The following is a 15787-nucleotide window of genomic DNA, read 5'->3' as shown; positions in this document are numbered from 1 at the left end:
CTATCAAGATCCCAGAAGATGTGATTGAGCAAGTTAGATCACAGGTCAACATAGTTGATGTTGTTTCTCAGTACGTTCAATTGAAACAGTCTGGCAAGAATTTATTTGGCCTCTGTCCGTTCCATGAAGAGCGGACCCCGTCTTTTTCAGTTTCGGAGGATAAGCAGATTTTTCATTGTTTCAGTTGTGGCCGCGGCGGAAATGTATTCAAGTTCTTAATGGAGTTAAAGAATATTTCATTCCCAGAAGCCGTTAATGAAGTTGCCCAACTCGAAAATATTCCTTTAGATAAGAAGTATTTTGCGGATCATTCGAATGACCCATCTGCTAATGAGAATTCACAACAAAAGCAATTGATTGATCTCCATGAGCAGACAGTCAAGTTATATAATCATATTTTGACAAACACCAAGATGGGACAACCGGCGTTGGATTATCTCCACAAACGGGGAATTACTGATGAAACGATTGCCACCTACAAGCTTGGATATGCGCCTGTCCAACGATTGTTGAAGCCATTTTTCGATGAACGCAAGGTTGATTATCAGCTGCTACGCAAAACGGGGCTGTTTTCTGAGGATCAGGATGGTAACTTGCGCGATCGTTTTGTTGATCGGGTGATGTATCCGATTCGAAATGGTGGCGGGCAAACGGTTGGCTTTTCCGGCCGGATGCTGACGAAGAATCCAGATATGCCAAAGTACCTGAATAGTCCGGAAACCGAAACGTTTAATAAACGCAAAATCCTCTTTAACCTGGATTTAGCGCGGGCAAACATTCGAAGCCAGCAACCTGCCTTGTTGTTTGAAGGCTTTATGGATGTGATTACAGCGTATCAAGCTGGCATTAAGTCTGGGATTGCCTCGATGGGCACTAGTCTTACTGAACAGCAAATTTATGATATCAAACGGATTACGCGGGATGTTATTATTTGCTACGATGGTGATATTCCTGGACAAAAAGCCATTAAACGCGCCATTGATGAATTCGGTGAGCATGATAACAGTATGGGTATCAAGGTTGTCACGGTTCCCGATGGTATGGACCCCGACGAATTCATTCGCAGTAAAGGCGCCGATCCCTTTAAGGAGTTGCTCACTCACGCCCAGGCACCCATTGAATTTGAATTGAGCTACTTGAAAAAGCAATACAATTTGAATTCTGAAGTTGACCAGAGCAACTATATCGCTGAAGCAGTCAAATTAATTAGCAAAGTGGACTCCAGCATTTCGAGGGATCTTTATCTGAATCGGTTGGCGGATGAATTTTCGGTGGAGAAGAAGTTGTTGCAACAGCAGTTGATGCCGTTATTAAAGCGAACGCCATCGGTTTCGACTAATCAGTATCAACAGCCTAATCCCCCCATTCGGCCAAGGCAGACAAAGCATTTAACTAAAGTGCAGGTTGCAGAAATGCAACTGCTTAATCGAATGCTCCATTATCATGATGTTTGGTTGAAAGTCAGTAATATCGCCGGATTTGCGTTTGTTGATGAAAAATTTCAAATGTTGTATCTATTAGCAGAGGGCTATTTCACCAAATACAGCGATTATAATGTGGCTGCGTTTAGTAATCTCATCACGGAAAATTCACTGCAAAGCTTGTTAATTGATATTGAAATGCTTGAATTACCAGATCAACCCAGCGATCAAGAAATTGATAACTGTGTCAATGTGTTGATGCATCAGGCACCCGTAGACGCCAAGTTGAAGCAAAGGCGAACCGAATTGAAACAAGCAACGAAGATTGGCGATGTTGACAAACAAAAAGAATTAATGATTGAAATTATCAAACTTGAGCAACAAAAGAGAACGAAGCAACAAGTCTAACTTCAGGAGGCATTTTGATGGCTAACAAAAAAACAAGCAAGGTAAAGGTAACAAAGGCAACTACAAGCAAAAAGGCTGCATCAACTAAGACAAAGGCCGCAAAGAAAGCTGCTAAGCCGTATAAAAAGGAATTTGACGCAATTGTTAAAGCGAATAAGCAAATTGGTCATATTACCTATGATGAACTCCAGAAGAAAATCCAAGAACCATATTCTTTGAACGAAAAGGATATGGAAGGACTCCTTGAAGAAATCGAAGACTCAGGAATTAGTGTCGTTGATGAAAATGGCGAGCCAGATCCACGTGCGATTGGCGCTGCTAAGAAGGTTACTAAGAAGGAACTTTCTGATGTTTCTGCGCCCACTGGTGTTAAGATCAATGATCCGGTTAGAATGTACCTTAAAGAGATTGGCCGGGTATCACTTTTAAGTGCCGACGAAGAAATTTCACTTGCTAAACGAATTGAAGATGGCGATGAAGAAGCTAAGCAGGAACTAGCTGAAGCCAACTTGCGGTTGGTGGTTTCGATTGCCAAACGTTATGTGGGTCGGGGGATGCAGTTCCTTGATTTGATTCAAGAAGGTAACATGGGCTTAATGAAGGCCGTTGAGAAGTTTGATTATCGGAAGGGATTCAAATTCTCAACTTATGCCACTTGGTGGATTCGTCAAGCCATCACCCGGGCCATTGCTGACCAGGCTCGAACAATTCGGATTCCAGTTCACATGGTTGAAACCATCAACAAATTGATCCGAATCCAACGGCAATTACTTCAAGACTTGGGCCGTGAGCCATTGCCTGAAGAAATTGGTGCTGAGATGGACATGCCAACAGAGAAGGTTCGAGAAATTCTGAAGATTGCCCAAGAACCAGTTTCGCTTGAAACCCCAATTGGTGAAGAGGATGACTCTCACTTGGGTGACTTCATCGAAGATCAAGATGCAACTTCACCAGCCGACCATGCAGCTTATGAGTTGTTAAAGGAACAGCTGGAAAGTGTTCTTGATACGTTAACCGATCGTGAAGAAAATGTTTTACGGTTGCGTTTCGGCCTTGATGACGGTCGAACTCGGACCCTTGAAGAAGTTGGAAAAGTGTTTGGTGTAACCCGTGAGCGGATTCGTCAAATCGAAGCTAAAGCATTACGGAAGCTCCGTCATCCATCACGTAGCAAGCAATTAAAAGATTTTTTGGAATAATCTGATTCAACAGAACAGCAGGCGTTCATAACAAAGTGACAAATTTTGTTTATGGGCTCCTGTTTTTTTGTCAGGTTATAAATTATAATGAATCTATAAACTAATTTAGGAGTTATTTATGAATAGCACGCATTTATCGAAACGCTTACAAACGGTTAGTGACCACGTCGACCCCGGGAGCAGATTAGCTGATATTGGATCTGATCATGCGTATTTACCAATCCACCTCGCCAAAAACGATATTATTTCCTATGGGGTTGTTGGTGAAGTGGCGAAAGGACCGCTCTCAAACGCGATTTCAGAAATTAAAAAGGAAGGCTTATTATCCGTCTTGCAGCCGCGATTGGCTGATGGACTTGATGCCATCCAGCCTGCAGACAAAATTGATGCGATTACGATTGCCGGCATGGGTGGCAATCTGATTAGCCACATTTTAGAAAACGGGTACGATAAGTTGACTGGCCAAGAAAAATTGATTCTCCAACCGAATGTTGGCGAAGGGGTCGTTCGAACTTGGTTGATGACTCATCGGTACCAGATTAAGGCTGAACAAATTTTATCTGAGGATGATCATATTTACGAGATTATCACAGCAGTCAAGGCGCCAACCAAGTTAGCCTATACCGACAGAGAACTTAAGTTTGGACCATTCTTAATGAAGGAAAAATCGCCGATATTTGTGGCAAAATGGCAGAGTGAAATTAAACTACTGGAAAGAGTCCTTAACAATATGAAAAAAGCATCTCATGAAGATATCCCTAAAATGGCAGCTATCAGAGCTGAAGTTCAAATGATAAAGGAAGTGATTGCCTGATGAAGGCGAAACAATTAGTCGATCGATTCGAACAATTTGCACCCCAAAAATTGGCGATGGAACGTGATCCGATTGGGTTGCAAATTGGATCGTTAAATCATGATATTCACAAAGTGATGACCACTTTGGATGTTCGCCCAGAAGTCGTAGATGAAGCCATTGCCAATCACGTGGACTTCATTTTTGCCCATCATCCGGTGATGTTTCATCCGGCCCGAAATCTGGATTTGGATGTGCCCCAGAATGCGATGTATGCCAAGCTAATTTCTCATGGCATCACTGTTTATGCTGCCCATACCAATCTAGATTCTGCTGATGGCGGCATGAACGATTGGCTGGCCCAGGCATTGGGATTGGATCATCTTGAAGGATTGGTCCCCGGCTATGCTGAATCAGTTTTTCGACTAACAGTCCAGGTTCCCAAAGTCTATGCTACAGCCGTGCGAATGTCGTTGGTCGATGCAGGTGCTGAAGTTAGCAGCGATCAGTTTGCCGGTTATACTTACGAAATTGATGGCACGGTCTATTATGTTCCCAAAGCCGGGGCCGATCCAACAATCGGGGCTGCCGGCGAACCCCGTGAAGTGGAAGATTCCCGATTGGAGTTCGAAGTGCCAGAAAAGAATCTCAACCATGTGCTGAAAACGTTGGCTGACGTCCATCCCCTGAGTAAGCCACTTTATAATTTGATTCGCTTAGAGGATAAGAAGCACCATTTCACCATGGGACGAGTTGGAGATCTGCCAAAGTCAATCACTCTCAAAGAATTTGTTGAACAATGTAAACGCGTTTTCAATGTTACCGGATTACGGGTTGTTGCCAATGACTTAAATCGGCTGGTTAAAAAAGTGGCAATTCTCGGTGGCGATGGCGGTAAATTTTTCAACCTTGCTCAACAAAAAGGCGCCGATGTTTATGTGACGGGTGATGTTTATTATCACACCGGTCATGATATGTTAGCCGCCGATTTACCAGTGGTTGATCCCGGACATCATATCGAAAGTATTTGCATCCCTAAATTAGCTGAATTATTCGAAAAATGGACAGCTGAAAACAATTGGCCATTACAAGTGATTCAATCTAAATTAAATACAGATCCATTCACATTTATGTAACTCAAAAGGAGTGTTCAAAATGTCAAAGTATCCTAAATTAATTGCCTACTTTTTAGATTTCGTCAAGGTTAACAGTCGTTCTGACCCAAATTCAACCACCATTCCGTCTTCTGATCGCGAAACGAAATTTTTGAATACATTGAAAGAAATGCTCGAAAAGATGGGCTTAAGTAACGTTCACACCAATGACCAGAGTGCTTACGTTTTTGCAACATTACCTGCCAATACCGGTCAACAAGTGCCGGCCGTTGGATTCATTTCTCACATCGATACGGCGGACTTTAATTCTGAAAACATTAACCCACAAATTGTTGAAAACTATGACGGCAAATCTGTGATTCCGTTGGACAAGGCAGGTAAGTATACCTTGGATCCGAAAGTTTTCCCAAGCCTCAAAAAATACCAGGGGGATACATTGATTACAACGGATGGGTCGACCTTGTTGGGAGCTGATGATAAGGCCGGTGTTTCAGAAATCCTTGCAGCTCTTACTTACTTGATGGCCCATCCAGAAATCAAGCATGGCGACATTAAGATTGGCTTTGGCCCGGATGAAGAAATTGGAACTGGTGCCGATCATTTCGACGTGAGGGACTTTGGCGCTGACTATGCCTACACAGTTGATGGTGGCCCATTAGGCGATTTGAACTATGAAACCTTTAACGCTGCCGATGCGAAGGTTGAAATTCAAGGGACTGACGTTCATCCGGCTGAAGCAAAGGGTGTAATGGTTAATGCTATCCAATTGGGTGTTGACTTCCATCAAGCGTTACCTGAATTTGACCGCCCAGAACGGACCGAAGGCCGACAGGGATTCTTCCACATTTATGATTTTGAAGGAAGCGTTGACCATACTCAGTTAGCTTACATTATTCGTGATCATGACCGTGATCGATTTGAAGCTCGGAAACGGCTTTTCAAGGGAATTGCTGACCGTATGAATGCTGAATTTGGCTCTGAACGAATCAAAGTAACGTTAAAAGATCAATATTACAATATGGGCGAAATTATTGAAAAGGATCCAACGGTCGTTGAGATTGCTGAACAAGCAATGAAGAACATCGGCGTTAAACCTCACGTTTTCCCAGTTCGTGGGGGAACAGATGGCTCCAAGATTTCGTTCATGGGCTTGCCAACACCAAACTTATTTGCAGGTGGCGAAAACATGCATGGTCGCTTTGAATACGTTTCTGAGCAAACAATGGAAAAGGCTGTTGATGTGATCATCGAAATGGTTAAGCTATACGCAGAAAAATAATTGGTCAAAAAAGGTCAAATAATTGTTTTTGTTTCCTAAAATTTGATAATATAACAACAGACGGTTTGAGATGAAAATGAGTCATTTTTATTTCGAACCTTTTTGTTAGAGCTTAAAAGCAAAATAAAATTTCAAATAGATAAGGTGATTATTTAATGAATCCTGATAATTTAACTGAAGCAGTCACTCAAGCCATTTCTCAGGCTCAACAAATTGCCACAACCCGGAAACAACAGAATATCACGGTTGCCCATTTGTTTAAATTCTTGGTTCAGCCTGGTGAGTTAGCTCGGGAAATATATTCGCAATTAGGTCTGAACTTAACTGATCTCAATGCCGAGCTTGACAATGAAATTGATGCAATCGCCACGGTAGAGGGCAGCAATATCAATTACGGTCAATCCTTATCCTCAAACCTCTATGAACTCTTGCAGGATGCAGAACAGATTAAGAATGAGTTTGGGGACTCATTTATTGCCGTTGATACCTTGACGATTGCTGTCATGCAGCTGCACGGTGACAAGTTCTCCGATTATTTAGCCGCTCAGGGAATTACTGAGCAAAAAGTGCGGAACGTGGTTGAGAAAATTCGTGGTGGTCAAAAAGTGACGACTAAAAACCAGGAAGACAGTTATCAATCATTGGAAAAATATGGAACTGACCTAGTTCAAGCAGCCCGTGACAACAAATTAGGTCCCATCATCGGTCGAGATGAAGAGATTCTTGATGTCATTCGGATTCTATCCCGAAAAACTAAGAATAATCCAGTCTTGATTGGGGCACCCGGCGTCGGTAAAACGGCGGTTGTCGAAGGATTGGCTTTGCGAATCGCTTCTGGTGATGTTCCGGAGAATTTGAAGGATAAAACCATTTTCCAATTGGATATGGGCTCTTTGATTGCTGGTGCCAAGTACCGGGGTGAATTTGAGGAGCGCCTGCAAGCCGTTCTTAAAGAAGTGAAGAAGGCTGAGGGCCAGATTATCATGTTCATCGACGAAATTCATAATATTGTTGGTGCAGGTAAAGCGGAAGGAAGCATGGATGCCGGCAATATCTTGAAGCCCATGTTGGCTCGTGGCGAGCTTCACCTGATTGGGGCAACGACGATTGATGAGTATCGTAAATACATGGAAAAAGACAAGGCCCTTGAACGTCGTTTTCAACGGGTAATGGTCCATGAGCCTTCAGTTGAAGACACCATCACGATTTTGCGGGGGTTGTCTGAAGGGTTGGAAATTCATCACGGCGTCCGAATTCACGATAACGCCTTAGTAGCTGCCGCAAAGTTATCGGACCGCTACATTACTGATCGTAATTTACCAGATAAAGCGATCGATTTGGTTGATGAAGCTTCAGCCGAAATTCGAGTAGAAATGAACTCCAGTCCGACCGAATTAGACCAGGCAAGGCGACAACTGATGCGTCAAGAAGTCGAAGAAGCCGCTTTAAAAGAAGAAACCGACGAGGCTTCCAAGAAACGCCTGCAAGAGCTCCAAGGTGAATTGGCAAATACTAAAGAAAAAGTCAATGCTTTAAACGCCCGCTGGAAGCAGGAAAAAGACGCAATTAAAAAGATTAGTGACAAGAAGAAGCAACTTGATCAAGCTAAAAACGATTTAAAACAAGCCGAAAATACTTATGATTTAAATAAAGCGGCTGTTTTACAACACGGAACGATTCCACAATTGGAAACTGAACTGAAGCAGTTAGAACAGAATGACCAGCATGCGGATTGGCTGGTATCTGAATCAGTAACGGCTAATGAAATTGCCAGCGTGGTCAGTCGGGAAACTGGAATTCCAGTGACTAAACTCGTCGAGGGGGAACGCAAAAAGTTACTCCACTTGGCTGATAATCTCCATAAACGGGTGATTGGCCAAGACACGGCTGTCACCGCGGTCGCAGATGCCGTTATCCGCTCACGTGCCGGCTTGCAGGATCCGAGTCGGCCATTGGGCTCATTCTTGTTCCTTGGGCCCACAGGGGTTGGAAAAACCGAATTAGCTAAGGCTCTGGCTGAAGACTTGTTTGATTCGGAAAATCACATGGTTCGAATTGACATGTCTGAATACATGGAGAAAGAGTCAGTTTCCAGGTTGGTTGGTGCCGCTCCCGGTTATGTTGGTTATGAAGAGGGCGGTCAATTGACTGAAGCCGTTCGCCGGAATCCTTACACAATTGTGTTATTTGATGAAATCGAAAAAGCTCATCCAGATGTTTTCAATATTTTGTTGCAGGTGTTGGATGATGGCCGTCTTACAGATAGCCAGGGTCGGACAATTGATTTTAAGAACACGATTTTAATTATGACGTCGAACTTAGGGTCAGATATTTTGTTGGATGGCACTGACGAAAATGGCGTCATCTCCGACCAAGCAAAGCAACGGGTTGATCAATTGCTCAAGACGTCGTTCAAGCCCGAATTTTTGAATCGGATTGATGACGTGATTATGTTTAAGCCATTGTCACGGGATGACATTGAGAAGATTGTACAGAAACTAATTGATCAATTATCGCAGCGAACCAAAGCCCAAGACATCAAGCTGTCAATTTCAGCTGAAGCCAAGAGCTGGATTGCCGATAATGGCTACGAGCCTCAATACGGTGCGCGGCCACTACAACGTTACGTCACCAACGTGGTCGAAACACCCTTGGCTAAGATGATTGTCGCCGATGAGATTAAGCCGCACAGTATTGTGCATATTAATTTGGCTGATAATCAGCTGACTTTTGTACCGGAAAGAGTGCCGGAAACCCAAACAATCTAATTCTATAAGGAGGCGATCAGGGTGCCGGAATTGGTCCAGTTAGCAACAAATAATCAAGCAACTTTGTCTGTGGCATTGTTTTCTGCCACTAATCCGCGAGGGATCGTTCAAATCGTTCACGGGGCATTGGAGCACAAAGAGCGGTATTATGATTTTGCAAATTACCTATGTACTCACGGTTACCATGTCATCTTGTCGGATAATCGCGGCCATGGGCAGTCAATATCCAAGGATGATCCTAGAGGCGTAATGGCGAACTTGTCCCAATTATTGACGGACCAGGTGAAAATCACCCATTATGCAAAGCAACGGTGGCCTGGACTTTCAGTTGCCCTGTTTGGCCATTCGTTCGGGTCAATTTTAGCTCGGTTATATCTTCAGCGGCATGATCAGGAATTGACGGGACTGGCGATGACCGGAACGGCCAATTATATTCCGATTGTTCCGATTGGCTTGATGTTGGCCAATCTCTTTTTGAAATTTGATTTGGCTGATAAGCGTTGTCGGCTCCTTTCCAATATGTCGGGACTCAATCCAAAAAACCATCGTTGGTTGAGCTATAACCAGCAAAATATTCAAAGTGTGATTGATGATCCGAAAATGATTGCCGAATACCCTGTTAAAAGTCTCCAGACGTTATGGCGGGGCGATTATGAATTGAAACAGGTTGCTCATTTTAAGTGCCAATCACCACACTTGCCAATTCTGACCATTGTCGGTGATCATGATAAATTTAGTGGGGGCAAACACGGGCTCAACGATACAGTTGCAACTTTGCACCAAATTGGTTATCAGAATGTCACAAGCATCGTCATGCCACACATGAAGCATGAAGTGTTAAACGAAAGCTATCACCCGAAGGTTTATCGCTTAATTTTGAAATTTTTAAATCAACTTGGATAATAAAAAAGATTGGAACCAAAATCGTTTCAATCTTTTTTATGACTTCAATTATCTTGATAAGTTACGCATCTTTACTAATTAAGTAAATTCCGTTAACAGCAACGAATGCAACTATTGCAGCAGCAATTCCAACTTGCCACATATTATAAGGCATTACTTCAAGCTTAGAACCTATGTAACCGACAATTTCGCCGAAAATAAATGCCCAAAAAATTGCCACAAGGTTTGAACTAATCAGTTTCATGACAACAGCCACCTCTCTACATTAACAATCAAAAGTATTTTAGCACAAACCTTGGTAAAAATCACTAAGACTTTTCTGGAAGAATCACAACTTAACCGGTTAAGTTTGGTATAATTTCACATAGAAAGTGGGGTAATAAAGTGAGTTATGTGCCATTACAAGTCATCAGTTCATATAGTTTGCTTCAAAGTCCAATTCGGATTTCTGAACTGATTACCGAAGCCAAAGAACGCGGATATAAGGCCCTGGCTCTCACCGACATCAATGTGATGTACGGTTCGGTTGCTTTTTATGATGCCTGTTTGAAGGCAAATATTAAGCCAATTATCGGTCTGACACTACAACTTCCCGGCGTTATCCTGAACGAAAAAGATTATCCAATTGTTTTGATTGCCAAAGGCCAGGTTGGGTATGCCAATCTCATGCAACTTTCAACACTAAGAAGGACCAATCCAGATTTAACCATGGCGGATTTATCAGCCAACCTAAGTCATTTGTTTATCATCTTGCCACCACTTGCGGAAGTCGATGATTTACTGCTTCAGGGAAGACAATCGGAAATTCCGGCCTTGCTTCATTCAATCCGGCAACTGGGGTTAGATGATCATTCGCTTAAAATTGGGATTGATTATCATTCCCCTGACAGCATAATTGATATGCTCAGTAAATTAGCAGCCGATAACCAAGTTGCTTTGATTGCCGACAGTCCGGTGGATTATATCAATGCGACCGATTATTTCCCAATGCAGGTTTTAAAGGCTATTGGGGCTGGGACTAAGATCAGTAACGTCGCTCAACTCAGCCAACAAGTCGGATCATATTGGTTACGGCCTGCGGAGCAAATGGAGGCAGAATATCAGCAGATCCATTTGCAGGGGGCTGTCAAAGAAGCCGAAGTCCTCGTTGATAACTGTCAGGTTGAAATAAAAAAGCAACAACCAAAGTTGCCAGCGTTTGATACACCAAATAGCATTGACTCTGGCCAATACTTACGGCAATTGTGCGAAAAGGGATTAAAATTTCGGCTGAAGCGCAATCAAATTACCGACAGTCAGCCATACATCGACCGCTTAAATCGCGAACTTGGCGTTATTCACTCAATGGGGTTTGACAACTATTTTCTGATTGTTTGGGATGTAATCAATTTTGCCCACAAAACTCATATTATTACTGGTCCCGGCCGAGGCTCCGCTGCCGGGTCATTAGTGGCCTACGTGTTGTTTATTACGGACGTTGACCCAATCAAGTACAATCTACTGTTTGAGCGTTTCTTGAACCCCGAGCGAGTGCAGATGCCCGATATCGACCTGGATATTCCTGATAACAAGCGTGATGAAGTCATTCAGTATGTTCACAAGCGTTATGGACATGAGCGGGTTGCCCAAATTATTACATTTGGAACGTTGGCCGCCAAGCAATCTATTCGGGATGTTGGTCGGGTGTTCGGGTTGAATACTACCCAGCAAGACCAATGGAGTGAGGCAATTCCAGCTGCGTTTCACGTGTCACTGAAGGACGCGCTGAATAACTCACAGAAACTAAAAAATCTGATTGCTGACAGCCCATTGAATCAAGCTTTGTTTGACACTGCCGCCTTACTGGAAGGCCTGCCACGGCATTATTCAACTCACGCAGCCGGTTTGGTGTTAAGTGATAATCCCTTGGTCAACTTGGTGCCGCTTCAAGATGGTAATGACGGCCTACTGATGACCCAATATTCTAAAAACTATGTTGAATCGGTGGGGTTGTTGAAAATTGATTTTTTGGGATTGCGCAATTTATCAATTTTGGCTGACGCCCTTAACGAGGTCAAGCAGGTTACCGGAACGGACTTGGATATTTCAGCTATTCCACTTGATGATCCTAAAACAATCGATTTATTTGCTCGTGGTGATACGACCGGAATTTTTCAGTTTGAGTCTGCGGGTATTCGAAATGTGCTCCAACGCCTAAAGCCGGAACGTTTTGAAGATGTGGCACTGGTCAATGCTTTATATCGGCCGGGACCCATGCAAAACATTGATGAAGTTGTGAAACGTAAGAACGAACATGAGCGGCTGACTTATCCAGATGATTCATTGATTGATATTTTAAAACCGACCTATGGCGTGATTGTTTATCAGGAACAGGTCATGTTAGTTGCCTCCAAATTAGCTGGATTTTCACTTGGACAAGCTGATATTTTACGGCGGGCAATGAGCAAGAAAAAGCTGAACGTGATGGAACAAATGAAATCACTCTTTCTCTCTGGTGCCAAAAAACGGGGGCATCCCGAAGCCGTTGCCAACAAAGTTTTTGATTATATTGAGAAATTTGCCAACTATGGCTTTAACAAGTCACACGCCGTTGCCTATAGTAAAATGGCTTACGAACTGGCTTACCTAAAAGTTTATTATCCAGGGGAATTTCATGTTGCGCTGCTCAATTCTGTTCAGGGAAATCCCGTTAAGATTAAGGAATATTTGCTCGATGCAAAAGCCACGAAGGTCGGTGTTAGCGCTCCTAATATTAATCAAAGCTTGGCGGCATTTTCTTTCCAAGGTGGTCAAATTGTCTTTGGCCTGGAATCCATTAAGGGGGTTCGCCATGACATGGTTCAGGATATGTTGAGCGACCGCCAGCAAAATGGTGCCTTTAAAAATTTTCCGGATTTTTTAACTCGGCTACCAGGCAAATATCGTAAGCCGGAATTAATTAACGCACTCATCTATTCAGGCGCATTGGATACTTTTTCATTTAATAGGTCAGAACTGATTGCCGCTGCACCCGAATTTATTAGTTCGGTTGAGCTTAGCGGCAATTCCATGAGTCTTTTTAAGGCCCTTGAGCCGAAAATGCCAAAAAAGCCTGAATTGCCTTTAATGGAAAAATTGGCCAAGGAGAATCAATACTTGGGGGCCTATTTATCGGGACACCCAACCGAGCGTTTTACCGAGCTAGCCAATGAGTTGCAAGCAAAGCCGACCAATCAGCTTAGCGTTGGGATGAATCATATTTTCATAATCTTATACGTCACTAAGGTTAAGGTTATCCGGACAAAAACTGGCAAGCAAATGGCTTTCGTGGATGGTAATGATCAAGTCGGAGAAACTTCCGTGACGGTTTTTCCAAACATTTTCAGTCAGATCCAGTCTTGGCTTCACAAAGATATGGTGATTTTAGTTCAAGGCAAGGTTGAGAAAACAACTGATATTCAAGTTGTGGCTAATCGCATTGAACCAGCTGACAATGCAATGCATCGCCTGAGTCATTCCGCGGACCAGCCTAAGTGGTACCTTAGAATTGACCAGGATCATGATAAAAATACAATCTTTCACAATTTGACCCAATTAGCAACAACTGCCCACGGATCAATTTCAGTGGTCGTTTACGAGGCTGAAACCAAACGGACTTGGAAACTTGATAATCAGTTTGATCTCCAATCGGGGGATCAAGTAAAAAATAAGTTAATCACAATCTTTGGTCAAAAGAACGTTGTATATAAGTAATTTTCAAAATAACACATCAACTTGGTAAAGGCTTACATTTCTGCTATGCTAACTTTCCTGCGTGTAAAAGACTTTCAAAACAGGGTTAGAACGGCAAAATGTGGGCGACAATCCGGTTAAAAAGTGATAAAATACGAATGAAATCTAAAAGGATACCAATTGTTTGTTCGTAACGTTTTTTGACGTTGCGGTAAAGTGTTTGGTGCCCAAAAACCGAAGGAGAGATTTTACTTATGAAGAAAACTAAGATCGTAAGTACATTAGGACCAGCAAGTACTGATGTCGAAACCATTACCAAGCTTATTGAAGCTGGCGCTAATGTATTCCGATTTAACTTTTCACATGGTGACCACCCTGAACATCTTGATCGTATGAACAAGGTTCACGAAGCTGAAAAGAAGACTGGTAAAACTGTTGGAATTATCCTTGATACTAAAGGTGCTGAAATTCGGACCACTGTTCAAAAGGACGGTAAGATCGAATATCACACTGGCGATAAGTTCAGAATTTCAATGGATGACAGTCTTGAGGGTACAAAGGACAAGATCGCTGTTACTTACCCAGGACTTTTCGATGATGTTCATGTCGGCGGCCACGTTCTTTTTGATGATGGTTTGTTGGACACTGTAATTGACGAAAAAGATGACGCTAAAAAAGAATTGCTTGTAACAGTTCAAAATGATAGCGTTCTTGGCTCACGTAAGGGTGTTAATGCACCTGGTGTTTCAATCAACTTGCCTGGTATTACTGAAAAAGATTCAGATGATATCCGCTTTGGTTTGGAACATGAAATTGACTTCATTTCTGCTTCATTTGTTCGTAAAGCCCAAGATGTCTTGGATATCCGTGCTTTACTTGAAGAAAAGCATATGGAACACGTTCAAATCTTCCCAAAGATCGAATCACAAGAAGGTATCAACAACTTTGAAGATATCATCAAGGTATCTGATGGTTTGATGGTTGCCCGTGGTGATATGGGTGTTGAAATTCCAGCAGAAAATGTTCCGTTGGTACAAAAGACTTTGATCAAGCGTTGTAACCAATTAGGCAAGCCAGTTATTACGGCTACCCAAATGCTTGATTCAATGCAAGAAAATCCTCGTCCAACTCGTGCCGAAGCATCTGATGTTGCCAACGCTGTCTTTGATGGTACTGATGCAACCATGCTTTCAGGTGAAAGTGCAAACGGTGATTATCCTGTTCAATCAGTTCAAACAATGGCTCGGATTGACGTTAAGGCTGAAAATGCATTTAGCGAATTCGGTACCCCACGTCCTAAGTTTGACTCAAGCGATGTGACTGAATCAATTGGTGAATCAGTTGCTCGAGTTGCTAAAGAATTAGGTGTTCATACAATTGTTGCCGCTACCCGTTCAGGCTACACTGCTAAGATGATTTCCAAGTATCATCCAGACGCTGACATTCTTGCCATTACATTTGACGAACGAACTCGTCGTGGCTTGATGATCAACTGGGGTGTTCACCCAATCTTAGTTGACGAAGTTAAGAGCACTGACGAAATCTTTGAATTAGCTTCAAAGAAAGCTCTTGAAACCGGTTTGGCTAAGGAAGGCGACTTGATCATCGTCACTGCCGGAGTTCCAGTTGGTGAAAGTGGAACGACTAACTTGATGAGAGTTCAATTGATCGGCTCAAAGCTGGTTCAAGGCCAAGGTGTTGGTGACAAGACCGTTATTGGTAAGGCTGTGATCGCAAAGAACGCAGCAGACGCTAAGAGCAAAGTTACTGAAGGTAGCATTTTAGTTACGAAGTCAACTGACAAAGAATACTTACCAGCTATCGAAAAGGCAAGTGCCGTTGTTGTTGAAAACGGTGGTTTGACTTCACACGCGGCTGTTGTTGGTATTTCAATGGGAATTCCAGTTGTCGTTGGTGCCCAAAATGCAACCACTAAAATCTCTGATGGTGAATTAATTACCGTTGATTCACATCGTGGAGTTATCTACCATGGCGCATCAAGCTCAATCTAATGAGTTTCTGGATTAACTCAATTAGTTATTTAAATGAATAAAAATGGAGGATGGAACAAAACATATTGTTTTGCTACCATCCTCTTTTGACTTTATGAGGGTCAAAGTCAAATCGTATTGATGGCGACTTATGAGCATCACCGAAAGGTGATGCTTTTTTGTTATTAGGCATGAATTA

At 42.7% G+C, this 15787-nt stretch carries 10 protein-coding genes; 9 read left to right on the top strand and 1 reads right to left on the bottom strand.

Annotation, left to right across the window (positions count from 1 at the left end):
• The first annotated feature begins 2 nt into the window (after nucleotides 1–2).
• The 7 genes from dnaG (at nucleotide 3) to KTE19_RS00020 (ending at nucleotide 9886) form a co-directional block, all read left to right on the top strand.
• Complete coding sequence (gene dnaG / locus KTE19_RS00050) at nucleotides 3–1829, top strand: DNA primase (protein WP_217161394.1); 1827 nt, start codon at nucleotides 3–5, stop codon at nucleotides 1827–1829.
• Nucleotides 1830–1846: 17 nt separating this feature from the next.
• On the top strand, nucleotides 1847–3028 hold the full coding sequence (gene rpoD, locus KTE19_RS00045) for an RNA polymerase sigma factor RpoD (protein ID WP_217161309.1): 1182 nt from the start codon (nucleotides 1847–1849) through the stop codon (nucleotides 3026–3028).
• 118 nt (nucleotides 3029–3146) lie between these two features.
• Nucleotides 3147–3842: a tRNA (adenine(22)-N(1))-methyltransferase gene (locus KTE19_RS00040; protein ID WP_217341332.1), complete on the top strand. Its 696-nt coding sequence runs from the start codon at nucleotides 3147–3149 to the stop codon at nucleotides 3840–3842.
• Nucleotides 3842–4957: a Nif3-like dinuclear metal center hexameric protein gene (locus KTE19_RS00035; protein WP_217161307.1), complete on the top strand. Its 1116-nt coding sequence runs from the start codon at nucleotides 3842–3844 to the stop codon at nucleotides 4955–4957. Before KTE19_RS00040 ends, KTE19_RS00035 begins: the two co-directional genes overlap by 1 nt.
• A gap of 19 nt (nucleotides 4958–4976) precedes the next feature.
• On the top strand, nucleotides 4977–6215 hold the full coding sequence (pepT, locus tag KTE19_RS00030; protein ID WP_217341331.1) for a peptidase T: 1239 nt from the start codon (nucleotides 4977–4979) through the stop codon (nucleotides 6213–6215).
• A gap of 155 nt (nucleotides 6216–6370) precedes the next feature.
• Complete coding sequence (gene clpB, locus KTE19_RS00025) at nucleotides 6371–8983, top strand: ATP-dependent chaperone ClpB (RefSeq protein WP_217341330.1); 2613 nt, start codon at nucleotides 6371–6373, stop codon at nucleotides 8981–8983.
• Nucleotides 8984–9004: 21 nt separating this feature from the next.
• The gene (locus KTE19_RS00020; protein WP_217341329.1) at nucleotides 9005–9886 is read left to right on the top strand and encodes an alpha/beta fold hydrolase; all 882 of its coding nucleotides are present in this window, start codon (nucleotides 9005–9007) and stop codon (nucleotides 9884–9886) included.
• Nucleotides 9887–9947: 61 nt separating this feature from the next.
• Here the strand turns inward: KTE19_RS00020 and KTE19_RS00015 are convergent, their stop codons facing one another.
• A complete protein-coding gene (locus tag KTE19_RS00015; RefSeq protein WP_056982803.1) occupies nucleotides 9948–10130 on the bottom strand; it encodes a DUF2929 family protein in 183 nt (60 codons plus the stop codon).
• Between the two features lie 140 nt (nucleotides 10131–10270).
• Here KTE19_RS00015 and dnaE point away from each other — a divergent pair, with 140 nt between their 5' ends.
• The gene (dnaE, locus tag KTE19_RS00010) at nucleotides 10271–13618 is read left to right on the top strand and encodes a DNA polymerase III subunit alpha (RefSeq protein WP_217341328.1); all 3348 of its coding nucleotides are present in this window, start codon (nucleotides 10271–10273) and stop codon (nucleotides 13616–13618) included.
• A gap of 233 nt (nucleotides 13619–13851) precedes the next feature.
• Nucleotides 13852–15609, top strand: coding sequence for a pyruvate kinase (gene pyk, locus KTE19_RS00005; protein ID WP_217341327.1), 1758 nt, complete (start codon nucleotides 13852–13854; stop codon nucleotides 15607–15609).
• Nucleotides 15610–15787 lie beyond the last annotated feature (178 nt).

The sequence above is a fragment of the Lentilactobacillus dabitei genome, assembly GCF_019061365.1.
Classification (GTDB): Bacteria; Bacillota; Bacilli; order Lactobacillales; family Lactobacillaceae; genus Lentilactobacillus; species Lentilactobacillus dabitei.
The sequence above is the reverse complement of the archived record's forward strand: the minus strand, read 5'-3'. Positions and strand labels throughout refer to the sequence as shown.